Origin of the sequence: Pseudogemmobacter hezensis, assembly GCF_013155295.1 — a bacterium.
GTDB lineage: Bacteria > Pseudomonadota > Alphaproteobacteria > Rhodobacterales > Rhodobacteraceae > Pseudogemmobacter > Pseudogemmobacter hezensis.
Window position 1 is genome coordinate 91,206 of record NZ_JABJXT010000013.1, and the last position, 21,867, is coordinate 113,072.

Below are 21,867 nucleotides of genomic sequence, written 5' to 3' on the forward strand. Positions count from 1 at the left end.
TGGATGTGATCGCAGATCGGCATCCCCTGGCCCCTTGAATGGCCGCCCCCGCTTCCCCAGATCACTGTCATGCCGGGTGCCAGAGTGGGCCCGGTGACAATGCCCGGCCCCGAGAAGGGGAGGGTTCAATCGTGACCATCGCTTCCCTGGAGGATGACTATGCGTAACTTTGATTTTGCTCCGCTTTACCGCACCGCTGTCGGCTTTGACCGTGTGGCCGACCTGATGGACCGTGTGCTGTCCTCGGATGTGGCCCAGCCGGGCTATCCCCCCTATAACATTGAGAAAACCGCCGAAGACGCCTATCGCATCTCAATCGCGGTTGCAGGTTTCTCCCCTGAAGAGCTTTCGGTCGAGGTGCGCGATGGCAGCCTTTTTGTGACCGCCCGCAAGGCTGGTGACGAAAGCAGCCGCAGCTTCCTGCATCGTGGCATTGCGACCCGCGCCTTCGAGCGCCGCTTTGCGCTTGCTGATCATGTCCGCGTCGCGGGCGCCAGCCATGAGCTCGGCATGCTGCATATCGAGCTGACCCGCGAGATCCCCGAAGCGATGAAGCCCCGCCGGATTGAGATCAGCGGCAGCGAAAAGCCGGCGGCACCCGCACTTGAGGCTCGGGCCGAACAGATCAACTGAGCCAAACCTTCCCTGAAACGACTCCACAACAAACCGCCGCATCGGGATACCGTTGCGGCGGTTTACCTTTTCGCAGGCGCTGCCGCTGTCGCGATGGTCCTTGATCCGGGGCAGGGTGTCTGATGCGGGATCTGTCAGGCGGTGCCCTTCAAAGGATCAGACGGCAGCGGCGAACAGCAAGATGCCGCGCTTCAATCTATGTGCGTCAGTCTATCCGCGACAGTTCATCCGCGACAGTCCATTCGCGACATGGGGGGGGGCTTTACGGGGCTGGCGCAGCGCGGAAATAGCCGGGCCTGTGAAACTGAAAGCATCTGCGATAAGCGCTTGACGCCCCCTGGCAAAAAACCTAATGAAACCGCACGACAGGGGTATAGCTCAGCTGGTAGAGCGACGGTCTCCAAAACCGTAGGTCGCGGGTTCGAGCCCTGCTGCCCCTGCCAACAGAACCAGGGATTTACGGTTCGCCCCTCCAAGCCAATACAGAGCAGATGGGAGGCCAGTTGGGAGTTTTTGTTCCCGACCTGTGTTTTTCCAGTTTCTGGATCGCGCTTTCTGCCATGCGAGAATCACGGCTCAGATAGTGGGCGTCCAGGATCGCGCCAACGTCTTTCAGGCTGTGCCCGGTTATCGTTGCAATCTCAGCCTCAGAGCATCATGCGACCGCAAGCCGCGTTTCGGCGGTGCCGCGCAGATCGTGGAATGTGAGGCCAGTCACCATCGAGGCGGCAACTGCCTTCCGCCAGCTCGCGCTGAACCCCATGCTTGTCCATGCCGTTCCGGTGATCGTCGTCAGAATCGTCACAGCCGTTTTGGGCGTGGCGTCCAGCACGTCTTTCAGCGGCGCGCCGACAGGGATCACCACGCGGTGCCCGGTCTTGCTCTGGCGCAGGCGGATATGGCTGCCGTCACAGGCCCCCCCCCCCAGGTCAGCCTGAGCAGATCACCCTGGCGCTGGCCGGTCCAGACCGCGAGGAACCAGGCCAGCCAAAGCCGGGGTGGCGCAGAGGCCCTGAACGCGGCTTCGCCGGCGTCCTGCCAGATGCTCTCTGCCCGCCCGCCGCGATAGACCTTTCCCGGCTTCTCGCAGGGGTTTGCAAGTGTGTGGCCCCGGTCATAGGTCCAGGCCAAGATTGAGGCGAAGGTGGCGAAGGTATAATCCGCCTGCGGACGCGATTTCAGCGCCATCTGGTCGCGCCATTCCAGGAACGCGGAGCGGGTGCGGCGATATCTCAGGGCGGGCAGTGAAAAATCCCCGAACTCGCGCTCGATCAGACGAATATGTTTGACGTAATCCTTGCGGGTGCGGTCGGCCAGATCGCCCCACTTTGTGGTCTCCTGATAAGCGTTCAGGATGCTCTGGATCGTCCCTGCGGGTTGTTGGGCCTTCTGGCGATATGCCTCGTCGTAGCAAGCCAGAAACTCGGCGCAAGATCCGGCTCGGACGCGCAGAGGCGTTCGGCATCATGCGCCAGTTTGAAAAGCTTCGGGCTGATCAGCAGCAGGCCCACGAAGCGGCTGCCAAGAACCTCTTCTGAAAGATCGCGCATAGTAATTCCTTCGGGCACCGGTAAGGGTGTCAATCATGATGATTGCTCTCTGACGTTGCGAAACGGTCACGGCAAAATTTTGACCCAATTGCGTTTCTGCGCACCTCAACCTTCAGTAAATGCGATCAGATCAGTGTTTTTTCGGGGTAAAGCACACGGTCGATGCCATCTCCACCGCGAGCTACTGCATGGCAGAGAAGAACTCATCACGCGAAGCAGCGCCCGCTGCCTGATCCTCGCTTCAAAATGGATGGCCGGGGCCGCGTCGATCTAGGTCACTTGATCCTCGTACATGGGTGCAGCATCGCGGCCTCTCACGACGCTCTGCACGGCTGCTCATGTGTGAAATCCAGCCCCGATTCTCGATCCACGGGCCGGCAAGACCAAGACGGCATATCTCTGGACGCTGTTCCGGGACAGTTGCGGCTGGAGGGGTGGCGAGCTGCCCCGCACCGGAAGGTCTGGCAGTGCCTGCATTGGCAATATTCAGGCGTCGATGGACTTGTTTCAGGGGTTGCCACGAACCAGCGCTTTCAGAATTCCCGCAACTTAGCCTGTCTCGGATCTTGCCAAGATACACCGACAGGTTGTCAGATGCGGCAATGCCACCAGGTGGGCGCATTTTTACCATCGTGGATCTTTATGACCCCCTGGCCGCGCGACCATACGAAAGACATTTTTGACCATGCCTGACCGCTCAGACCGATTGACGACGAAAATTCTGGATGCCGCAAGGCGCAAGCTGCTTGAGACCGGGACGCGAAATCGGCTCATCCACGTCAATCGGGCCAACCAACGCGTCAATTGCCTTGGGATCATCAACGAGCGCTCTGATGATGTCTTTACGCTCTTGCGCGATGAGGGCAAGCGTATGCGCTTCAAGGCGACAGGTCGGGATCGTCGCAAAGACGAGGCTGAAGCCGAAGACCAGTTCGAGCTGCTGGCGACAGAGGCCGAAACCGACGCCCCAGCGGGACCGGAGCGTTATACCGACCAGTTCCTTGAAACGCCGCTTGGGCCCGAGGCGCAGGCGCGCAGGCTGCTGCGGCTGGCCAGCGATGCCCGCACGGCCGAGGAGGAACAGGGCCTCAACATCCTCTATCTGGCGCTTGGTTTCCTGAAATGGCGCGAGAGCGGCAGTTCTGATATCTGGCGCGAGGCGCCTTTGGTGCTTTTGCCGGTAGAACTGGTGCGAAATGAGCGCACATCGACCTATGACATTCGCGCCCGCGAAGACGATATCACCACCAATTTGCCGCTGCAGGAACGGCTGCGTCAGGATTTCGGGATCATCCTGCCCGATATCGACGAAGGCGAGGATTGGAAGCCTTCGGCCTATTATGCGCAGGTCAGGGATGCAGTTTCCGGCCAGTCCGGATGGGCTGTGGATGCCGACGGGATGCAGCTTGGGTTCTTTTCGTTTGCCAAGCTTTTGATGCACCGGGATCTTGACCCGGCGTCGTGGCCTGACGGCGAGTTGACCGGAAACGATCTTCTGTCGGGCTTGCTGGCCGAAGGTTTCGACGGTGGCACATCGATATTCGGCCCCGAGGACAAGCTTGATGTGCTGCTTGATCCGGCGGATATCATTCAGGTCGTCGATGCCGATGCCTCGCAGACCAAGGTGATCGAAGAAGTCAGGCGCGGATCGAACCTCGTGGTTCAGGGACCGCCCGGGACCGGCAAGTCGCAGACCATTACCAACCTGATTGCGGCTGCCGCGCATGATGGCAAAAGCGTGCTTTTCGTGGCTGAGAAGATGGCCGCACTTTCGGTTGTGCATCATCGGCTGGTGCGCTCGGGCCTGCGCGATGTCTGCCTCGAGCTGCACTCACGCAGCGCCAACAAAAAGGCCCTCGCGCAGGAACTGGGCCGGACCCTTATGGCCAGCGCAAGCGCGGTGCCAAATGTCGCCGATGCAGACGCTCTGCGCCAGGACCGCGATGCGCTGAACCGGATCTCGGATCTTCTGCACAAGCCATCAGGCCCACCATCAGGCCCAACGGGCGATACCCCGTTCCGGGCGATGGCCGAGATCATCGGGCTGATCGGCAAGGGGGCGCAGCCGCCATCCATTCCATTGGATAATCTCGATAAGCTCAGTCTACCTCAGCGACGCACGGCGGCGCAGTCGATCAGCCGGTTTGTCGAGGCATTGGCCGTCATCGGCGCGCCCGAGGCCCATCCCTTCCGCGGTGTGCAGGACTATGACCTTCAGCCGACCGACCTTTTGCGGCTTGAGGGCGATCTCTCGGCGGCCAGCACCGCTCTGAACGCACTTTTGACCGAAGGCGGACGCATCGGCGCAGAGTTGGCACGGCCAGCCCCACTGACACTCTCGGCAATAGACAACCTTGTGAAACTGCTCGAGGTTCTGGCATCCGCACCGGAGGCTGCGGCCAATGGCGTTACGGACAGCCTATTCGAACGCGTTGGTCAGCCGCGCCTGAAAGAGGCGCTGTCAGCTGGAGCCGACTGGGCGCAAGCGCGCGCTGAGGCAGAGCCCCGCTTTGCCGATCAGGCATGGGCGACCGAGACGGGCAGCCTGCGTTCCGCGCTTGCGGCCGGGCAATCCTCATTCTGGGCGCGCCTCTTTGGACCTTACCGAAAGGCATCTGCATCCCTTGCCGGTTTGTTGCGTAACCCGCTGCCGAAATCGGCATCCGAGCGTCTGGATCTCATAGATCAGCTGGCATCTGTTCAGGGCCTCAGACGGCGTCTTTCGGATGACGAGGCCTGGCTGCAGGCGACGCTCGGCGAAAACTGGCGCGGCGAGCGCACGGATTTTGCGGGAATTTCCAATCTGGCGGACTGGCTGGAACAGGTGAAGTCAGCAGGTTTCGTCTCTGCGGGGGAGGCACTGTCTGCCCTGGCTGCAAGCAAGTCGCCCGCAGATCTTGCGCAAACCCTCACGACCCAGGCCCGTGACTGTGAGGCAAAGGCCGCGAAGCCAATCGCAAGGCTGAAGCTGAACCTTGCTGAGGCAGAGCTTGGCGGCGATCTGCTTGAGGCCGATCTGGCTGAACTGGCCGCGGCCTTCGATGAGATGCGCACGGAAAGCTACAGCTATTCCGACTGGGCCGCGCTTGCCCGTGCCATGGCCAAGACGGTTGAGGCAGGCGCCGGCGATGTTATCGACGCGGTTGCGGATGGCAGGGTTCAGGCTGAGAAAGCGGTGGATGAATTCACCTATGGCTGTGCCGAGGCCCGCTGGAATGCCGCCCGCCAGGCAGAGCCGGAGCTTAGCCGCCTCGCGGGCCTTGATCGTCACGAGTTGGTGCGGATGTTCCAGGCAAAGGAACGCGCCCGCTTGAATGACGCGCAATCCCTGATCCTTGCCCGCCAGTTCGCGCAGATCCCGCGCGGCAGCATGGGTGAAATGGGGGTGATCCGCGGCGAGATCGGGCGCAAGAGCCGCCACAAGCCGATCCGCTGGGTGATGAAAAACGCGGGCTCGATGGTCCAGCGGATCAAGCCGGTCATGCTGATGAGCCCGATTTCCGTGGCCCAATTCCTGCCGCCAGGCACCTTGACCTTCGATCTTCTGGTGATCGACGAGGCCTCGCAGATCCGCCCCGAAGATGCGCTTGGCGTCATCGCCCGTGCGCGCCAGATCGTCGTGGTCGGAGACCAAAAACAGCTTCCGCCGACCTCCTTCTTCGACCGCCTTGTCGACGAGGCCGATGACGCAGAGGAGGACGAGGATATGCCAGCCGGCGCCACGGCCGCCGATATGGAGAGCATCCTGTCGCTTTGCGAGGCGCGTGGTCTCCGTTCGCGAATGCTGGAATGGCATTACCGTTCGCGCGACCCTTCGCTGATCCGGGTCTCGAACGCCGAATTCTATGGCGACAACCTGGTGCTGCCGCCTTCGCCTTTGCAGCTTGACCCGAACTATGGGCTGAAATTTCGCCGTGTTCCTGGGGTTTATGCAAGGGGCAAAACCGGGACCGAGCGCGCAGGAACCAACAAGATCGAGGCCCAGCATGTCGTTAAAGCGGTGGCCGAACATGCCCGCACCTGCCCTGACCTCTCGCTCGGGATCGTCGCGTTTTCAAAGGCACAATCCGATACGCTGACCGAGGCGCTTGAGTTTGAGCGGCGCAAGGATGCGGTCCTGGATGCCTTCCTGCGCGAAGGGCGTTCTGAGGGTGTTTTCGTGAAGAACATCGAAAACGTCCAGGGCGACGAGCGTGACGTGATCCTGATCTCGGTCGGATATGGCCCGACAGAGCCGAATGGCCGACTTACCTCGATGTCCTTCGGCCCGGTCAACGGCGAAGGTGGCGAGCGTCGCTTGAACGTGCTTTTCTCGCGCGCCAGGGTGCGCTGCGAGGTCTTTGCCTCGTTTGATCCCGGCGATATCGATCCCAGCCGTTCGACGCGTGTGGGGCCAAGGGTGCTTAAACGCTTCCTCGATTTCGCAAAGACCGGCGTTATCGAAGAGCGGGTTGTCACCTGCCTTGATGCCGACAGCCCCTTTGAAGAGGACGTCGCCAGCGTCATCCGGAGCCTCGGTTATGAGGCCGACCTTCAGGTCGGAACCGCAGGTTTCCGCATCGATATCGGCGTGCGCCACCCGGATCGCCCGGGCCAGTACATTGTGGCCGTCGAATGCGATGGCGCGGCCTATCACTCCGCCCTGTGGGCGCGCGAGCGCGATCGGTTGCGCCAGGACGTGCTGGAAGGCCTTGGCTGGAGCTTCCACCGGATCTGGAGCACGGACTGGTTCCACCGCCGCGAGCAGGAAATCCGCCGCCTGGCCGATGCGCTGGCAGAAGCTAAGGACGCGAGCGCGGACGGGATTGCCGTGCGAGGTGCCAATACCGGCGGCTTCATCGCGCCGGTTTTGGAGGACGAAGCCCCTCCCGAGGCGATCGAAATCGGGCATCTGGAGCTGACAGCGCCCGCCTATATCCGTGCCGAGCTTTCGGTGCGCGCTTCCGTTGAGCCACATGAGGCACCCCAGGGCCAGATCGGGGATCTGATTGTCAGGATCGTCGATATCGAAGGCCCGATCCACGTCGATGAGCTTGCCCGCCGTATCACCGCGGCCTTTGGAAAGACGCGCACCGGGGCGCGGATCGTCGATACCACCATGCGCGCGCTGCAAGCCGTACAGAAGCGTAGCGACAATCGCCTGCGTCGGGTTGGTGAGTTTGTGCTGAACGAGGAGCAGCTTGCCACGCCGCCCGTCCGTGATCGGCGGGCCGAAACGGGTGCCATCCTGAAAGCCGAATACCTGTCGCCGATGGAGATCGCGGCCGCCGCCGCACGGATAAAGGCAGAAAGCGGCCTCATGCCGCCCGAGGAAATGACGCGCGCTGTGGCACGGCTGTTGGGTTTCCAACGCGTGGGGCCTGACCTTTCGGCCGCAATTCTGGCGATCATCTTGGCCGAATAGCGGCGGCACCCGCATATCATCGTGGTCCGTCCGGAAATCAGGCGGACGGATCACGAAGAGCCCTCGGCCTGTAGCGCGTTCAGGATCCCACGCAAGGTGCGCGCTCACCTCACGGATCAGACTTCTTCCTCATCAAGCTCCTCGCCCTCTTCAAACTCTCTGCCCGAATAGACCGCCTTGCCCATTCCGCCCGCATCTGACGACGCAGATCAACCCCGAGGCAGATGCGCGTGCCGACTATGGCACATGGGTCACCCGCAATGTGGCCTATCTGCGGGGGCTTTTCGGCGATCAACTCATCAGCGTGATCGAACATAGCGATGAAGAGCACCCATCACGCCGGGGAGTCGTTCATCGACGCGCTGCGCCCCGAGGTGCAGGTCATGAACTTGGGCGCGACCGTGCTTCAGGGCCTTGTTGAAAACGTCAGCATCCCGCGCATGGTGTCGGGTCCCTCGGCCGAATGGGTGGCTGAAAACAGCGCTGTGACAGAATCCGACCCCGTGTTCGACTCGGTTTCGCTTACGCTGCACCAGCTTGCGGCCCGCACCCAAGTCAGCCGCAAGGTGCTGAAGCAGAGTTTGCCCGGAATTGACGCGTTGCTTCAGGCGGACCTTCGGAAAGCAATTGCCGTGGCGCTGGACGATGCAGCCGTCAACGGCAGCGGTGTCGCGCCGGAACCCCGTGGCATCCTTGCCACCTCTGGCATTGGCAGCGTGGCCTTGGGGACCAATGGTGCCGCGCTGGCCTTCCCGAAGATCGCCGCTCTCATGGCCGAGGTTGAGGGCGAGAACGTGTCCGGCACCTCTTACGGCTGGCTCATGTCGCACAAGCTGAAGGCCGCGCTTATGTCGCAACTGACCGCAGACGCGGCGGTGGACATGATCCTTCAGAACACCGCAACGGCGGGCTGGCAGATCGCTGGTTACAAAGCCGCGTTTTCCTCGCTGGTGCCGTCGAATGGCACCAAGGGCACCGGAACCGGCCTCTCGACGCTGATCTTCGGCAACTGGTCGGACCTGATTATCGGACAGTGGGGCGGAATTGACTTGGTTGTGGACAATGTGACGGAAGCGGCCAAAGGGGGCGTCCGTCTGATCGCATGGTCCGAGTGGGATATTGCCACCCGGCATCCCCAGTCTTTCGCCAAGGTTACTGACGCCGTGACCGCCTGACCGACGCTACACCCGCCCTTTCACGGTGAGCGGATACGGGTAACGGTGATGTTGGTCTAATAGCGAAAAGCGCGTCCCTCACGGGGCGCGCTTACCCATTCCGGCCTTCTCCGCCTGCGACGGTGGGACCGGGCGGCCGTTCAGGTTCATCCGTGCCGCCCCTCTGAAGAAAAGTCGCTTCGAAAGAAAATGTCGTGTTGACGGATAAGATTGGTCGAGCGAACGTTGGACCTGCCTTGTGGTGGGCTGTCTAACCATTTGATAAGGAGGAGGAAATGCTCGCGGCACCTGGTATGACCAACGAAACCTTGGCGCTGGCCGTGTTTGCCATGGGGGTGCATTGTTCCGTGCCTCTCATGGATGACGACGACGACATTGAAAACGCTGAAGATGTGCGGGGCTGGTTTGATTTATCCGTCGAGGCGTCACGGATCGGCACGACGCCCGATGCACTGCGGCGGGGCTTCGACTCGGCGTCTTCGCTGGGGCGTCTGCACGTTGCGGAAGCCGCTGGACAGCCTCTCCGCATCTATGCGGAAATGGCGACCGATCTGCGGCGCGTTTCCGGCTTTGGCAGCGCCACGATACGCTCCGCGATGGCACGGTGGCTGGCCGCGCGGGATCAGATGCGAGGGTAACGGCCGCACTACCTTATTTCGGTTAACGCGCGGTTAGCGGAAAAGCAGAAAATCGGCCCGGTTTTCCTCGAAACCCTTAAGCGGGGGTAAGCGGTTTATCTCGCATTGTTCCTTTTACAGCCAGAACGCTGGAGGGAACCGTTGTGCAATTCACTGTGATCAGAGCCTTTGCGCTCTGCGAGCCTCTCCATCCGATCAATCTCCGCGCGGCCCTGCGGCCGCGCCTGTCCTTGGCAATCGTGCAAGGGGGTTCCCATGGTTGAACTGATCTCTGCCGACGATCTTGCGCGCTAGATGCTCTTTTCCGGCGTCAACGGCGCTTTCCGCGATTGGTGCGCCTTGATGAAAATTCACCCGATTCCGGGTCGGCGCGGCGTCTATGATCCGGCCTTGGTGCGCCGCAGGTTGGACGAAGCCCAAGGGCTTTCTGCCGATCCGACCGCTTCTGGCTTGGCAGCAAGTGGCCTCGTGGCCCAGCGGAGGGCGCGGCGTGGTACGACATAGGGGACACAAACTGCCCGCCGAGGTACACCGGGTCCGGGCGAAACTGGCAGACGACGCGGTGCGCTATTACTTCAACCTGCGCCATCAAAAGAAGTCATGCTTCTGGAAGGACGACAATCCTTTCCCGACTGATCCGGCGTTCTTCACGGCCTATCTGGCCGCGCGAGAAACCGGCAAGCCTAAGACGTGCCACCTGGCATCCGCGATGGTGGACGCCTATCTGTCTTCGGCCGAGTTCAAAGACGATCCCGCCGCCATGTTTGAAGAGCCAGCCTCGCGGGGCGAGGTGAACGAATGGCGGCAACAGTGGGCACATTCGGCCAAGCAATTTGACTATGCCGGAACGGTGGTCACGCTGATCCTGAATTGGGCGCGGGATGCCGGGAAGGTCGCGGAACACCATTGCGACCGTTTGCCCAAGGCATACAAAGTCGACCGGGCCGAGGTGGTCTGGACCGAAGCTGACCTTGCCACCTTCACCGCCCATGCGCCCGAATAGGTCTCGCGCATCCTTCTGGCCGCCTGCGAAACCGGGCTGCGGCCGGGCGATCTTATCAAGCTGTACCGTGCCCATGTCGAAGAGACGCCGGGCGGGCGGCGCATCCGCATCAAGACGAACAAGCGCGGCCGGGTGGCGCATATCCCGGTGCTGCCCCGTATGGCGGCCATTCTGGATGCTACGCCGAAGGACCGATTGTTGATCCTGACCAATGCCAACGGCCAGCCCTTGACCGAACACCGGGCATCAGAAGGCGTCCGCCAGTGGCGCGACAAGGCCAAGCTGTCGGACACGCTGCGGCTTCAGGATGCCCGAGGCACGGCCGCCACGCGGCTGTTGAACGCGGGCCTTAGCCTTGCGCAGATCGCGGGGTTTATGGGCTGGGGGCTGCGCCATGCGCAGAACGTCATCGGGCATTATGCCCGCCTGTCACCCGACGAGTCCGATACCGTTCTTGAGGCCCTGACGGCGGCCAAGAAGGCCAGAACGGGAACAGGATTGTAAAACGATCTGTAAAACGGGCCCCCGAAAAGGCCGCACGTTTCAGCTAAGTGATTGAAAAGATTTGGAGGCGGGTACCGGAATCGAACCGGTCTTCACGGATTTGCAATCCGCTGCGTAACCTCTCCGCCAACCCGCCGGAGCCTTGGCTTCATTAGGTATTTTCAGATCGCGCGTCAAGCGATTATCAATGCAGCCTTCACCTTCGCGCTTCGGCTCTGTTCTGCTCATTGAGCTGCTGCTGGTTTCGTGGACCACGGGCTAAGCTGGTTTAGCGCGGGCTTCGAACTCCATGGGGCTGATGTCGCCCGGTTCCGAATGCTGCCTGCGCGTGTTGCAGAGGCTGTTGGCATATTCGCCTGATACTCCAATCGGATTTCCGCCAGTCCGCTTTGATCGCGGGCCAGTCGATGGTTTTTTCTGATCGGCCATTCAGCTTCGCATGCACCGGGTGCGCAGCGCCCTATCGGATCGCCCGCTTCTCGCGCTGCCTGTCCCCATCATGGAACCCCTAACAGAGACGCTGGATGTTGCCCGCGTCCCAGAACAGCACGGCATTGCCCCTGTCGGATGTCTTGTGGGCCGCTACCATGTCGCGTCTGTCACCCCAGCGGGATGCAGCGCCACACATCTGGCATGTGAGCGGGTCAGCACCTGCCAGCGCATCCCACCGGGAAGGCCGGTGTGTGGGGTTATGTATCTGGGCTTACGCTTCCACCTGGCGAGGTTCTGCCAGGCGCGGCGCTCCTGGTCTCTGCCCGGAAACGGTCGCGGGCTTGTTCGCCTCTGTCCCGGCCAATGCGCGGGTGGCAGCTTCGCGATTGTGGCCTGCCACATCCCGGGCGTGGGTCCGCCGCTGAAACTGAACCCGCGACAAGCCCAAGGGGAGTTGCCCTTATCTGGAAATGGGGCGAGAGCATCGCGTAGCGCAGCCTCAAGCGCCTTAGGCTCCAGCCTCATTAACTTTAGAGCGAGAAGAGGACGGTTGCTGCGAGGGCTATGGCCGAGAGGAAGACAATGGGGCACCTGTCGTATCGGGTTGCAACTCGTCGCCAGTCCTTGAGCCTGCCGAACATGATCTCGATGCGGTTGCAGCGTTTTTAGCGGCGCTTGTCGTATCGAACTTTCTTTTTGCGGGTTTTCCGCCCCGGGATGCAGGTGCTTATGCCTTTGTCTTTCAACGCATCTCTGAACCAATCGGCCCTCGCCGGTTCGCTTGAACCGGTGGCGCGTCACCGGCTCGATAGCCCCGATCCGCCAGCATCCACTCTGCCTTTGGAAAGCTGCGCGAGCTGTGCAGCGGCTCCGCTGTAGTCGCTGACCGGACCGGCTGTAACAAACAGGCTGATCGGGCGGCCTTGGGCATCGGCAACGGCGTGAAGCTTGGTATTCATACCATCCTTCGTGCGACCGATCAGGCGACCACGCCCCCCTTTTTCACCCGCAGGCTGGAGGCCGTGCGATGAGCTTTCAGGTACCCTTCGCCGGGGCGCTCGAACCAGTGGCGCTGCCCCGGCTCGACATCGATCATGATGGTCTTCTCGTCGGCAGCCTCCGATGCCAGACCGTGCATTATTCGGGTGAACACCCCCATCCGGCTCCAGCGCTTCCAGCGGTTGTAGAGCGTCTTTGATGGACCATACTCGCGAGGGGCATCACACCAGCGCAACCCATTGCGATTGATGAAGATTATGCCGCTCAAGACACGGCGATCATCGACGCGTGGACGGCCATGGCTCGTGGGGAAAAACGGCTCGAGCCGCGCCATCTGCGCGTCAGTCAGCCAGAATAGATTGCTCATCAGAAGGGGCTCCTGACACCTGCTGAATCACCGAACAGCAGCACAATCAATGGGGCCTGATCCTATATCCGTCGCGGCACGGCGAACTTTACACGGGCCTGCATCGCCCTGATCGGTTCGGGATTTTCGGCGTTCGCCGTGCTCTATTGCCTGCAGCCCGCCCTGCCGACCCTTGTGGCGGATTTCGGGGTGACCGCCGCCGAAAGCAGCCTTGCGGTCTCGATCTCGACCATCACCCTCGCCGTCGGCCTGATCTTCACCGGGCCGATCTCGGATGCTCTGGGCCGCCGCAACGTCATGGCGGGTTCTATGCTGCTGGCGGGTCTGCTCAGCATCGCCTCGGCCTTTGCCAGTGACTGGACGACCTTCCTGCTGCTGCGCGGCGGCCTCGGGCTGGTACTTGGCGGGATCACGGCGATCAACATGACCTATCTCACCGAGGAATTCGAGCCGCGCGAGGTCGGTTTCGCGATGGGGTTGATGATCGGGGGGAATTCACTCGGAGGGATGCTGTCACGCCTGGCGGTCGGGGTATTGGCCGATTACGACATCTGGCGCGAGGCGGTGGCAGGGCTGGGGGCGATGACACTGCTCGGCGCAGTGCTTGTCTGGCGGTTGCTGCCGCCCTCGCGGCATTTCGAGCCGCGCCGATTGTCGCTGGGCAATGCGATTTCCGGCTATGCGCTGCATCTGGGCAATCCGCTGCTGCTGCGGCTGTTCCTGACCGGATTTTTGATCATGGGCAGCTTCGTTGCCTTTTTCAATTACATCAGCTTTCATCTGATGCGCGAGCCGATTGCGCTCAGCCAATCTGCGGTGGGGTGGCTGAGCCTCGTCTATCTGCTTTCCACCGTCACATCGGCCCGCGTCGGGGCACTTGTCGACCGGCTCGGATCGCGCAGGGTCCTGATCGGGGCCCTTGGCGTGGCTGCCCTCGGCGTAGGCCTGACGGTAGTCGATCAGGTCGTACCGGCCATTCTGGGTGTGGCGGTCTTCATTTGCGGATTTTTCGCGGCCCATGCGGTGGTAAGCGGCTGGATCGGCCGCTCGGCCCGACAGGCACGGGCCCAGGCCACCGCACTCTATCAGATCTTCTTCTACCTCGGTGCCAGTGTCGCCGGATCGCTCGGCGGCCAGGTCTGGCAACGCGCCGATTGGATGGGGGTCTGCCTGATGGTGACGGCGATGCTGCTGCTGAGTGCAGTACTGGCATTCCGGTCCCGCTAGGCTTCGCTGTCGCTGCGGATTCCCGCGAAGGTCGGCGCTGTTCGCTGGCGTTGGACTGCCTGCAGACCGGCCCGGGTTCCCCACAGACAGGACAAGCGGCCACTCGAATTCACTGAAAGCGCGCGCAGGGGCTTGAACAAGTAGACGACTGGTCTATTTTTATATCATGACGCAGACGACTCTCACCCCGAAGGCCACGGCAACGCGGCGCCACATTCTCGAAACCGGCCATGCGCTGGTTCTGCACAAGGGCTTTTCCGGCCTTGGCCTGCAGGAAATCCTTGCGAACTCGGGCGTGCCAAAAGGCTCTTTCTACCATTACTTCGCTTCAAAAGAGGCGTTCGGGACCACGCTGCTGCACCATTACGTCGAGACCTATTCTGATCGGCTGACGCAGCTGCTGGCCACTCCGGGCACTGGCCATGATCGGCTGATGCGCTACTTCCGGGCCTGGATCAGCGATCCCGGGGATCCGTCCTGCCCCGGCTGGGCCGAGGGCTGTCTGGTGGTCAAACTTTCGGCCGAGGTGGCCGATTTGTCCGAAGACATGCGGCTGGTCCTTCAGGGCGGCGTTACCCGTCTGATCAACCGCACCGCGGCGCTGATCATCGAGGGGCGCGACGACGGATCGCTGCCCGAAGGTGCCGATGCAGCACGGCTGGCACAGGTGATCTACCAGATGTGGCTGGGAGCCGCGCTGCTGGCCAGGCTGAGCCGAAGCCCGGCGCCCATGGCGGCTGCGCTTTCTGCCACCGAAACCCTGCTGGCCTGCCCGGCCAGCCCTGACCCAGGAGCAATGCCATGAAAATCTTCTATAAAACCCGCGCCACCGCCACCGGGGGCCGCTCGGGCCATACCGAGCTTGACGACGGCAGCCTCGGCTTCGACCTGACCCCTCCCGGTGCGGGCCAGACCGGGGTCAACCCGGAGCAGCTGTTCGCGCTTGGCTACGCCGCCTGTTTCGACAGCGCCTTTGCCATGATCGCCCAGCAGCGCAAGCTCAAGGTCACCGGCAAGACTTCGGTCGAGGTCGGCATCGGCCAGCGCCCCGAGGGCGGCTATGCGCTGGACATCGACATCCATGTCGAAACCCGTGGCGTCACCGAGGCCGAGGCCCGCGCACTGATCGAGGCGACACATCAGGTCTGCCCCTATTCCAATGCCACCCGTGGCAATATCGACGTGCGCCTGCATGTCACCGCCCTGTGAAGGAGCCCCCCATGCGCAGTGCCATCCATAACGTGTTCGGCGATCCGGCCGGGGTTCTTGCCCTTGGCGACGCCCCACGACCCGAGCCGGGACCCGGCCAGGTGCGGATCAAAACCATCCTCGCGCCGATCCACAATCACGATCTCTGGACCGTGCGCGGCAGCTATGGCTACAAGCCCGGGCTGCCGGCGATCGGCGGCAGCGAGGCGGTGGGCACGGTCGAGGCGCTTGGCCCCGATGTCAGCGGCATTACCCTTGGCCAGCGGGTCGCCGTCGCCTCGGTACATGGCACCTGGGCCGAGTATTTCCTGGCGCCCGCCAATGGCCTGGTGCCAGTCCCCGAGGCCATTTCCGACGAGGCCGCAGCCCAGCTGATCGCCATGCCGTTCAGCGCGCTCTCCCTGCTGGACTTCCTGCAGGTGTCGGAGGGGGACTGGATCATCCAGAACACCGCCAATGGCGCGGTCGGCAAGACGCTGGCGATGCTGGCGGCCGGGCGCGGCGTCAATGTGGTGAACCTCGTGCGTCGCGATGCGGGCATTGCCGAAATGGCCGCACTGGGCATAGCCAACACCGTCTCGACCGCATCGGACGGCTGGCAGGACCGGGTCCGCGCGCTGACCGGAGCCGCCCCGATCCGCGCAGCGGTCGATTCCATCGGCGGCAGCGCCAGCCGCGATCTGATGGGTCTGCTGGGCGAGAATGGCACGCTGGTCTCGTTCGGGACCATGGCGGGTGAGCCGATGCAGATCCCCTCGGGCGAGGTGATTTTCAAACAGGCGACGGTTAAGGGCTTCTGGGGCGCCAGGGTCAGCGCCGCGATGCCCGCCCAGAGGCGCGCCGCACTGATCGGCGAGCTGCTGCGGCTGGTTGCAGGCGGCGCGCTGAAACTTCCGGTCGAGAGCGTCTTCGGGCTGGACCGGATCGGCGATGCGGTTCAGGCTTCGCTGGCGCCGGGCAAGGCCGGCAAGGTGCTGCTGCGCCCCTGAACGGGCGCCGGGGGAAAGGACGGACCGATGATCGCCGATATACTGATCGCCCTGATTGCGGCGCTGCATCTCTATATCCTCGTGCTCGAGATGTTCCTGTGGGACAAGCCCGCGGGGCTGCGCGCCTTTGGTCTGAAGCCCGAATTTGCCAGCGCCACCCGGGCGCTGGCCGCCAATCAGGGGCTTTACAACGGCTTTCTGGCGGCGGGGCTGATCACCGGGCTGGTGATGGGCGAGACGGGCGATGCCTTCAGGCTGTTCTTTCTGATCTGCGTGGCGGTGGCGGGCCTCTTTGGCGCCGTCACCTCCAGCCGCAAGATCCTGTTCGTCCAGACCCTGCCGGCGCTTGTCGCGCTGACTGCGCTGCAAACAGGTTGGTGAAAGTCAGAACCGTAATTCCATAGGCCCGATGCCACAGCTCTCCGCAGGAAAAGTCGTTCAGAAGGGCGTGCCGTGCAGAGCAACGGCCTGGCCAATGACCTGCGAGCCCTGACGAGTTGACGAGAGGGTCAGACGTGACAGCATCATCAGGAACGTCACAACGGGCGTAAACCGACTGTCGGCACTGCAACTGAGGTGGCTCGATTGATCTGACCATACCCTGGGCGTTTTCCAGGTGGATTTCCGCCTCAGTTATGCCGCTGCCGCTTCGGGCATTGGCTGGCTGAACCAGGCCTGATCGAAGGCTTTCCCGCCAAGCGACGAATGCGGACGGCGGGTGTTGCAGAGGTTCAGATACCGCCCGATCCCGGCGCGGGCCTCGGGCACGCTGCACAGGCCCGCAGGCAGGCCTCCTCGTATTTGACGACCCGCCACAGGCGTTCAACGAAGAGGTTGTCACGCCAGTTGATCCCGCCTCAGCTTCTTGCGCAGCACAGCTTGCCCGGAGGCGTTGGCACCATGCGCCTGGAACACAGTCTTCGGCAGATCCAGCCCGACGGTGTTAATCCCGGACACGACCGCTTTCCTGTGTGGATCCTCGCAGACCCGCCCTGGCACACCGATGCCGTCAGGGGGTGGTCACATCATCAGGGCCATATGGACCTTGCCGCCGGCATCCCGAACTGATCTGCTCACGCGGCAGGAATACCTCCGTCGTGCGGCGCCGGGAAACCCGGGCTGCGCTGTCTGGATTGTGGCAGGTCTGCTACCCTGTTATCCCACCTTTCAGGAGGCCCCATGATCTTTGACACCCATCTGCATCTCGTGGACCGAAGCCGCCTTCGCTATCCTTGGCTGGCCGGGGCTGGGCCGCTTGCGCGCGACTGGAGCTATGAGGACTATGAGGCCAGCGCCCGGCGCATCGGCATCACCGATGTGCTGCATATGGAGGTGGATGTCGCGCCCGAAGATATCGACGCCGAGACGGATTTCATCCGCGAGCTGATGGCCCGGCCCGACAGTCTGATCCGGGGTGCGATCAGTGCTGCCCGCCCCGAAAGCCCCGACTTCGCCCCCTGGCTGGAGCGGGTTGACCGCAAGGTGGTGCGCGGTATCCGGCGGATCTTGCATGAATCCCCCGATGAGCTGAGCACCAGGCCGGTCTTTCGCCAGAACATCCGCGCGCTTGGTGCGGCGGGCCTGCCTTTCGACATCTGTGCGCTGGCGCGTCAGCTGGCGCTGATGGTGGATCTGGTCGATGCCGCGCCGGATACCTGCTTTATCATCGACCACTGCGGCAATCCCCGCATCGCAGACCGTGAGTTTGACGCCTGGGCCGCAGATATCCGCAGCCTGGCCGCACGCCCGCATGTCAATATCAAGCTTTCAGGGATTTGTGCCTATGGCGGGCCGGATTGGGTGCTGGCCGATCTGCAACCCTATGTCGATCACGTGCTGGATTGCTTCGGCCCAGAGCGCCTGGTCTGGGGATCGGACAGCCCGGTCTGCACGAACCATTCCAGCCTTGCGGAATGGGTGGCCGCCAGCCAGGCCTTGCTGGCGCGCTGCACAGACAGCGAGCGCCGCGCGGTATTCCAGGCGAATGCCCGGCGGATCTGGTCAGTCGCCTGACAAAAAAGCCCCCCGGTTCATAAAACCGGGGGGCTTTTGTTTCAGCGGATCGCCAGGGCGTCCAGCCTCTCCAGCAGGCCGTCGGGCAGCACGGTGTCGAAGACATCGATATTGCGCTGCAGGCTTGAGGGTTTCGCGGTGCCGATCAGCACGCTGGCCGTCAGATCCAGCGCCAGCGGGAAATGCAGCGCGGCGGCGGCAAGGCTGACGCCCGCGGCCTGGACCAGGGCCTCCATCGCGGCGACCCGTGCCATCACCTCGGGCGAGGCCTCGGTATAGTTGAAGGTCGCACCCGGTTTTGCGCCGGTGGCGAGAATGCCCGAATTGAACACCCCCCCGATCACCAGGCTGGTGCCCAGAGCCTGACAACGCGCCAGCAGCTCGGCCTCGGCCGCGCGGTCCAGCAGGCTGTAGCGCCCGGCCAGCAGGATCCCGTCCAGCGGGAAATGATCCAGCATCGCAAGGCAGGCGGGCACTTCGTTGACGCCCAGCCCGACCGCTTTGATCGCGCCCGAGGATTTCAGCTGATCCAGCGCCTTTGCGCCGCCATCAAGGAAGCTGCGGAAATGGGCGGCATAGGCCTCGGCCCCCAGCGTCGCGGTCTCAAGATCGTGGATATAAAGGATATCGATGCTGTTCAGGCCCAGCCGCTGCAGACTGTCCTCATAAGAGCGCATGATGCCGTCATAGCTGTAGTCATGCACCTGGGCGAAGGGCAGCGGATTGACAAAGCCCTGATCGGGGATCTGATCATAGGGCACCGGCTTCAGAAGCCGCCCGACCTTGGTCGAGATCACGTAATCCGCCTGCGGCTTGCTGCGCAGGTAATCGCCAAGGCGTCGCTCTGACAGGCCGTGGCCGTAATGGGGCGCGGTGTCGAAATAGCGGATGCCGCCCGCCCAGGCGGTATCAAGGGTGGCCATCGCATCCTCGCGCGGGATCTCGCGGTAGAGGTTGCCGATGCCGGCGGCGCCGAACGAGAATTCCGTCAGCTGCAGTCCGGTCTTGCCGAGTTCGCGGGTTTTCATGCTGTGGCCTCTTCTTTGTCCAGCTGGCGGGTCAGGGCGCGGATTGCGCCGCGCAATTCGGCCAGCCCCTTGAGCCGCCCGATATAGGAATAGCCCGGATTGGTTTTCCTGCCGATATCCTCGCCCAGCAAATGCCCGTGATCCGATCGCAGGGGCACCGCGAAAGTGCTGCCTTTGGCCTGGGCCGCGCGTTCGGCGCGCAAAAGCGCCTCGATCACCGCGACCATGTCGGTGCCGCCATCGAGATGGTCATCCTCGAAGAACGAACCATCATCCTCGACCGTGACATTGCGCAGATGGGCGAAATTGACGCGATGGGCAAATTCCTGCGCCATGGCGGTCAGGTCATTGTCGGCCCGCGAGCCATAGGATCCGGTGCAAAGCGTGATCCCATGCATGGGGCTGTCCGAGACCGCCAGGATATTGCGCACATCCTGGGGCGTCGAGACCACACGCGGCAATCCGAACAGCGAGAAGGGCGGGTCATCGGGGTGAATGCCAAGGCGGATGCCGAAGTCCTCGGCGACCGGGATCACCTCTTTCAGGAAGGTCAGCAGATTGGCCTGCATTTCGGCATGTCCAATGCCCTGGTAAGACGCGATCAGCGCCGCGATCGAGGCGCGGCTTTGCACCAGCGCACCACCCGGCAGACCGGCGATGATATTCGTCTCAAGCGCCAGCTTTTCCGCCTCGGTCATGGCTTTGAAAGCGATTTCCGCCTTTGCCACCAGGCCCGCGTCATAGTTATCCGCCGCATTGGCGCGGCCCAGGATAAAGACGTCATAGGCGATGAAATCGACCATTTCGAACCGCAGCGCAAGGCCGGTGCCGCGTGCCGTGCGCCAGCGCAGATCGGTGCGGGTCCAGTCAACCACGGGCATGAAGTTGTAGCAAACAACCGGGATCCCGGCGCGGCCAAGATTGGCCAGGGTGTCTTTCCAGCGGCCAATGGCGGAGGGCGCATCGCTGTCGCCGCGCTTGACGCATTGCTCCATCGGGATCGACTCGCAGACGGTCCATTCGAGGCCCGCTTTCTCGATCAGGCCCTTACGGGTGGCGATGTCCTCAGCCGTCCATGAGGTGCCGTCGGGCACCTCATGCAGCGCGGTGACAACCCCGGTCGCGCCGGTCTGGCGCACATGTTCCAGGGTGATCGGGTCTGGCTCGCCATACCAGCGCCAGGTCTCTTTCATGGTGATCTCCTTACAGGATCCGGTCGATGGCGCCGGCCACGCCATCTTCGCTAAGGCTGCGATATGCGGCGGTCAGCGCCGCCGTGAAAGCGGGGTCTGCCGCGCCCTCGGGGCCAAAGACCCGCTCGAATGTCAGGAACTGCGCGACCACCGCCTCGGCGGGCAGGGCGGTCTGATCGGGGGCCTCCCAGGCGTTGAAGGCCGGGTCATGGATGGTGATCGCCTCGCCGGCCTCAGAATGCGCCGCACAGGAGCGGATCCAGAGCGCCAGCGCCAGAAACACCGCATCCGAGGGTTTTCCTGCCGCGAAAAGCTCGCGCAGGGGGGCCAGAATGCGCTGCGGCACCTTTTGCGAGGCGTCAGAGGCGATCTGCACCGCCTTGTGTTTCAGCGAGGGGTTGGCGAAACGCTGACGCAGCCCGGCGACATAGGTGGGCCCGTCCACCTGGGGGGAAAGGGCGGGGTCTACCTCTTGCCAGTAGCGGTCGATAAAGCGGCGAAAGCGCGGCTCGGCAAAGACATCGGCCACGGTGGCAAGGCCGGTGATCTGGCCGATCGCCGCAATCGCGGTATGCGCGCCATTCAGCATCCGCAGTTTCATATGCTCATAGGGTTCGACATCGGTGACGATCTCGGCGCCCGAAAGCTCGATGGCGGGGCGGCCATGGGGAAACTCGTCCTCGATCACCCAGCGGAAATAGGGTTCGGCCACCACGGGCCAGGCATCCTCGGCCTGGAGCGCCCCGGTGATCGCGGCGCGGTCCTCATCGGTGGTGGCGGGCACGATGCGATCCACCATCACGCAGGGCGCGGCGATGGTCTCGCGGATGTAATCGGCCAGATCCGCATCGCTTTTTGCGGCAAATTCCGCCAGCAGCGCCTTCAGCACCGGCCCGTTCGAGGGCAGGTTGTCACAGGACAAAAGCGTCAGCGGCACCGCGCCTGCGGCGCGTCGGGCCCGGATCGCGGCGGTCAGATAGCCGTGGATGGTTTTCGGCCGGTCAGGGTGTTCCAGATCATGGCGGATATCGGGGTGATCCGACAAAAGCCGCCGCTCGGCCAGATTGGCCAGATAGCCCTTTTCGGTGACGGTCAGCGTCACGATCCGCACCCGCGGATCGCTGAGCGCCGCGATCAGGCGGGCGGGATCTTCGGGGGCGACGATGGTCTCCAGGATCGAGCCGATCACCCGCAGGCTTTCGCTTTCGCCATTGCGCTCGCAATAGGTGTAAAGCTGGTCCTGGGGGGCGATGGCGTCGCGGGTGTCGCGGCTGCGCAGGGATGCGGCGATGATGCCCCAGCCGGTTTCGCCCCGCCCGAGACAATCGTCGATGAACACCGCCTGATGCGCGCGGTGAAAGGCGCCGATGCCAAGATGCACGATGCCGGGTGTCACGGCGGCGCGGTCATAGGCGGGGCGGATGATGTCTTCTGGCAAGGCGGCAAGGCCTGCCATCGACAGGCGCGGGCGGGTCTGAGGATTTTTGGGGGCCGTCATATCAG

General features: G+C 62.9%; 18 protein-coding genes, 2 tRNA genes and 3 pseudogenes. 13 read left to right on the forward strand and 10 right to left on the reverse strand.

Annotated elements, in window-relative coordinates:
* Nucleotides 1–159: 159 nt before the first annotated feature.
* Together HOY34_RS14885 and HOY34_RS14890 are read left to right on the forward strand one after the other, a co-directional pair.
* Nucleotides 160–633 (forward strand): Hsp20 family protein, encoded by a 474-nt coding sequence (locus HOY34_RS14885; protein ID WP_172364221.1) that lies wholly within the window; start codon nucleotides 160–162, stop codon nucleotides 631–633.
* Nucleotides 634–1,000: 367 nt separating this feature from the next.
* Nucleotides 1,001–1,076, forward strand: a tRNA-Trp gene (locus tag HOY34_RS14890).
* Nucleotides 1,077–1,288: 212 nt separating this feature from the next.
* Here HOY34_RS14890 and HOY34_RS14895 read toward each other — a convergent pair.
* The 3 genes from HOY34_RS14895 to HOY34_RS14905 form a co-directional block, all read right to left on the reverse strand.
* A complete protein-coding gene (locus tag HOY34_RS14895) occupies nucleotides 1,289–1,495 on the reverse strand; it encodes a site-specific integrase (RefSeq protein WP_172364223.1) in 207 nt (68 codons plus the stop codon).
* Complete coding sequence (locus HOY34_RS14900; RefSeq protein ID WP_172364225.1) at nucleotides 1,492–1,821, reverse strand: site-specific integrase; 330 nt, start codon at nucleotides 1,819–1,821, stop codon at nucleotides 1,492–1,494. Before HOY34_RS14900 ends, HOY34_RS14895 begins: the two co-directional genes overlap by 4 nt.
* A 161-nt stretch (nucleotides 1,822–1,982) precedes the next feature.
* Nucleotides 1,983–2,183 carry a hypothetical protein gene (locus HOY34_RS14905; RefSeq protein WP_172364227.1) on the reverse strand — a complete coding sequence of 67 codons (201 nt, stop codon included), beginning with the start codon at nucleotides 2,181–2,183 and terminating at the stop codon, nucleotides 1,983–1,985.
* A 685-nt stretch (nucleotides 2,184–2,868) separates the two neighbouring features.
* On the opposite strand from HOY34_RS14905, the gene HOY34_RS14910 reads away from it, so the two are divergent.
* From HOY34_RS14910 to HOY34_RS22160, 5 genes are all read left to right on the forward strand, one after another.
* Nucleotides 2,869–7,587, forward strand: coding sequence for a DUF3320 domain-containing protein (locus HOY34_RS14910; RefSeq protein WP_172364229.1), 4,719 nt, complete (start codon nucleotides 2,869–2,871; stop codon nucleotides 7,585–7,587).
* A 320-nt stretch (nucleotides 7,588–7,907) separates the two neighbouring features.
* Nucleotides 7,908–8,762, forward strand: a complete 855-nt coding sequence (locus tag HOY34_RS14915) for a phage major capsid protein (protein ID WP_172364231.1) — start codon at nucleotides 7,908–7,910, stop codon at nucleotides 8,760–8,762.
* A gap of 293 nt (nucleotides 8,763–9,055) precedes the next feature.
* The gene (locus HOY34_RS14920) at nucleotides 9,056–9,400 is read left to right on the forward strand and encodes a hypothetical protein (RefSeq protein WP_172364233.1); all 345 of its coding nucleotides are present in this window, start codon (nucleotides 9,056–9,058) and stop codon (nucleotides 9,398–9,400) included.
* A 379-nt stretch (nucleotides 9,401–9,779) separates the two neighbouring features.
* On the forward strand, nucleotides 9,780–10,403 hold the full coding sequence (locus HOY34_RS22155; protein ID WP_253944480.1) for a hypothetical protein: 624 nt from the start codon (nucleotides 9,780–9,782) through the stop codon (nucleotides 10,401–10,403).
* A gap of 15 nt (nucleotides 10,404–10,418) precedes the next feature.
* A complete protein-coding gene (locus HOY34_RS22160) occupies nucleotides 10,419–10,907 on the forward strand; it encodes a tyrosine-type recombinase/integrase (protein WP_301538905.1) in 489 nt (162 codons plus the stop codon).
* Nucleotides 10,908–10,969: 62 nt separating this feature from the next.
* On the opposite strand, the gene HOY34_RS14930 is transcribed toward HOY34_RS22160, so the two are convergent.
* Together HOY34_RS14930 and HOY34_RS14935 are read right to left on the reverse strand one after the other, a co-directional pair.
* A tRNA-Cys gene (locus HOY34_RS14930) sits at nucleotides 10,970–11,043 on the reverse strand.
* Nucleotides 11,044–11,869: 826 nt separating this feature from the next.
* Nucleotides 11,870–12,705, reverse strand: a pseudogene (locus HOY34_RS14935) (IS5 family transposase).
* A 111-nt stretch (nucleotides 12,706–12,816) separates the two neighbouring features.
* On the opposite strand from HOY34_RS14935, the gene HOY34_RS14940 reads away from it, so the two are divergent.
* The 5 genes from HOY34_RS14940 (at nucleotide 12,817) to HOY34_RS14960 (ending at nucleotide 16,511) form a co-directional block, all read left to right on the forward strand.
* The gene (locus HOY34_RS14940) at nucleotides 12,817–13,932 is read left to right on the forward strand and encodes an MFS transporter (RefSeq protein ID WP_366926966.1); all 1,116 of its coding nucleotides are present in this window, start codon (nucleotides 12,817–12,819) and stop codon (nucleotides 13,930–13,932) included.
* A gap of 166 nt (nucleotides 13,933–14,098) precedes the next feature.
* Nucleotides 14,099–14,737, forward strand: coding sequence for a TetR/AcrR family transcriptional regulator (locus tag HOY34_RS14945; RefSeq protein ID WP_172364236.1), 639 nt, complete (start codon nucleotides 14,099–14,101; stop codon nucleotides 14,735–14,737).
* Complete coding sequence (locus HOY34_RS14950) at nucleotides 14,734–15,141, forward strand: organic hydroperoxide resistance protein (RefSeq protein WP_172364238.1); 408 nt, start codon at nucleotides 14,734–14,736, stop codon at nucleotides 15,139–15,141. The genes HOY34_RS14945 and HOY34_RS14950 overlap by 4 nt, the downstream gene beginning before the upstream one ends.
* Before the next feature lie 11 nt (nucleotides 15,142–15,152).
* Nucleotides 15,153–16,130, forward strand: a complete 978-nt coding sequence (locus tag HOY34_RS14955) for a zinc-binding dehydrogenase (protein ID WP_172364240.1) — start codon at nucleotides 15,153–15,155, stop codon at nucleotides 16,128–16,130.
* A 27-nt stretch (nucleotides 16,131–16,157) separates the two neighbouring features.
* Entirely contained in the window at nucleotides 16,158–16,511 is a 354-nt protein-coding gene (locus tag HOY34_RS14960; RefSeq protein WP_172364242.1) for a DUF1304 domain-containing protein, read from the forward strand.
* 252 nt (nucleotides 16,512–16,763) lie between these two features.
* On the opposite strand, the pseudogene HOY34_RS22165 reads toward HOY34_RS14960, so the two are convergent.
* Together HOY34_RS22165 and HOY34_RS22440 are read right to left on the reverse strand one after the other, a co-directional pair.
* Nucleotides 16,764–16,975: pseudogene (locus HOY34_RS22165) on the reverse strand (integrase core domain-containing protein); the annotation flags it as partial.
* Nucleotides 16,974–17,087, reverse strand: a pseudogene (locus tag HOY34_RS22440) (IS110 family transposase); the annotation flags it as partial. The pseudogenes HOY34_RS22165 and HOY34_RS22440, both read right to left, overlap by 2 nt.
* A gap of 222 nt (nucleotides 17,088–17,309) precedes the next feature.
* On the opposite strand from HOY34_RS22440, the gene HOY34_RS14970 reads away from it, so the two are divergent.
* The gene (locus tag HOY34_RS14970; protein ID WP_172364244.1) at nucleotides 17,310–18,143 is read left to right on the forward strand and encodes an amidohydrolase family protein; all 834 of its coding nucleotides are present in this window, start codon (nucleotides 17,310–17,312) and stop codon (nucleotides 18,141–18,143) included.
* 41 nt (nucleotides 18,144–18,184) lie between these two features.
* Here the strand turns inward: HOY34_RS14970 and HOY34_RS14975 are convergent, their stop codons facing one another.
* The 3 genes from HOY34_RS14975 to HOY34_RS14985 are packed head-to-tail and all read right to left on the reverse strand — an operon-like array spanning nucleotide 18,185 to nucleotide 21,862.
* Nucleotides 18,185–19,171, reverse strand: coding sequence for an aldo/keto reductase (locus HOY34_RS14975; RefSeq protein ID WP_172364246.1), 987 nt, complete (start codon nucleotides 19,169–19,171; stop codon nucleotides 18,185–18,187).
* Entirely contained in the window at nucleotides 19,168–20,364 is a 1,197-nt protein-coding gene (gene uxuA / locus HOY34_RS14980; RefSeq protein ID WP_172364248.1) for a mannonate dehydratase, read from the reverse strand. Before uxuA ends, HOY34_RS14975 begins: the two co-directional genes overlap by 4 nt.
* A gap of 10 nt (nucleotides 20,365–20,374) precedes the next feature.
* Nucleotides 20,375–21,862 (reverse strand): mannitol dehydrogenase family protein, encoded by a 1,488-nt coding sequence (locus tag HOY34_RS14985; protein ID WP_216654772.1) that lies wholly within the window; start codon nucleotides 21,860–21,862, stop codon nucleotides 20,375–20,377.
* Nucleotides 21,863–21,867 lie beyond the last annotated feature (5 nt).

What these genes read in the sequence shown, in the direction of transcription:
- HOY34_RS14885 (WP_172364221.1), top strand. Translation starts at nt 160, where the DNA reads ATGCGTAACTTTGATTTTGCTCCGCTTTACCGCACCGCTGTCGGCTTT.
- HOY34_RS14900 (WP_172364225.1), bottom strand. Translation starts at nt 1,821, where the DNA reads ATGGCGCTGAAATCGCGTCCGCAGGCGGATTATACCTTCGCCACCTTC.
- HOY34_RS14905 (WP_172364227.1), bottom strand. Translation starts at nt 2,183, where the DNA reads ATGCGCGATCTTTCAGAAGAGGTTCTTGGCAGCCGCTTCGTGGGCCTG.
- HOY34_RS14910 (WP_172364229.1), top strand. Translation starts at nt 2,869, where the DNA reads ATGCCTGACCGCTCAGACCGATTGACGACGAAAATTCTGGATGCCGCA.
- HOY34_RS14915 (WP_172364231.1), top strand. Translation starts at nt 7,908, where the DNA reads ATGAAGAGCACCCATCACGCCGGGGAGTCGTTCATCGACGCGCTGCGC.
- HOY34_RS14920 (WP_172364233.1), top strand. Translation starts at nt 9,056, where the DNA reads ATGACCAACGAAACCTTGGCGCTGGCCGTGTTTGCCATGGGGGTGCAT.
- HOY34_RS22155 (WP_253944480.1), top strand. Translation starts at nt 9,780, where the DNA reads ATGATCCGGCCTTGGTGCGCCGCAGGTTGGACGAAGCCCAAGGGCTTT.
- HOY34_RS14945 (WP_172364236.1), top strand. Translation starts at nt 14,099, where the DNA reads ATGACGCAGACGACTCTCACCCCGAAGGCCACGGCAACGCGGCGCCAC.
- HOY34_RS14950 (WP_172364238.1), top strand. Translation starts at nt 14,734, where the DNA reads ATGAAAATCTTCTATAAAACCCGCGCCACCGCCACCGGGGGCCGCTCG.
- HOY34_RS14955 (WP_172364240.1), top strand. Translation starts at nt 15,153, where the DNA reads ATGCGCAGTGCCATCCATAACGTGTTCGGCGATCCGGCCGGGGTTCTT.
- HOY34_RS14960 (WP_172364242.1), top strand. Translation starts at nt 16,158, where the DNA reads ATGATCGCCGATATACTGATCGCCCTGATTGCGGCGCTGCATCTCTAT.
- HOY34_RS14970 (WP_172364244.1), top strand. Translation starts at nt 17,310, where the DNA reads ATGATCTTTGACACCCATCTGCATCTCGTGGACCGAAGCCGCCTTCGC.
- HOY34_RS14975 (WP_172364246.1), bottom strand. Translation starts at nt 19,171, where the DNA reads ATGAAAACCCGCGAACTCGGCAAGACCGGACTGCAGCTGACGGAATTC.
- uxuA (WP_172364248.1), bottom strand. Translation starts at nt 20,364, where the DNA reads ATGAAAGAGACCTGGCGCTGGTATGGCGAGCCAGACCCGATCACCCTG.
- HOY34_RS14985 (WP_216654772.1), bottom strand. Translation starts at nt 21,862, where the DNA reads ATGACGGCCCCCAAAAATCCTCAGACCCGCCCGCGCCTGTCGATGGCA.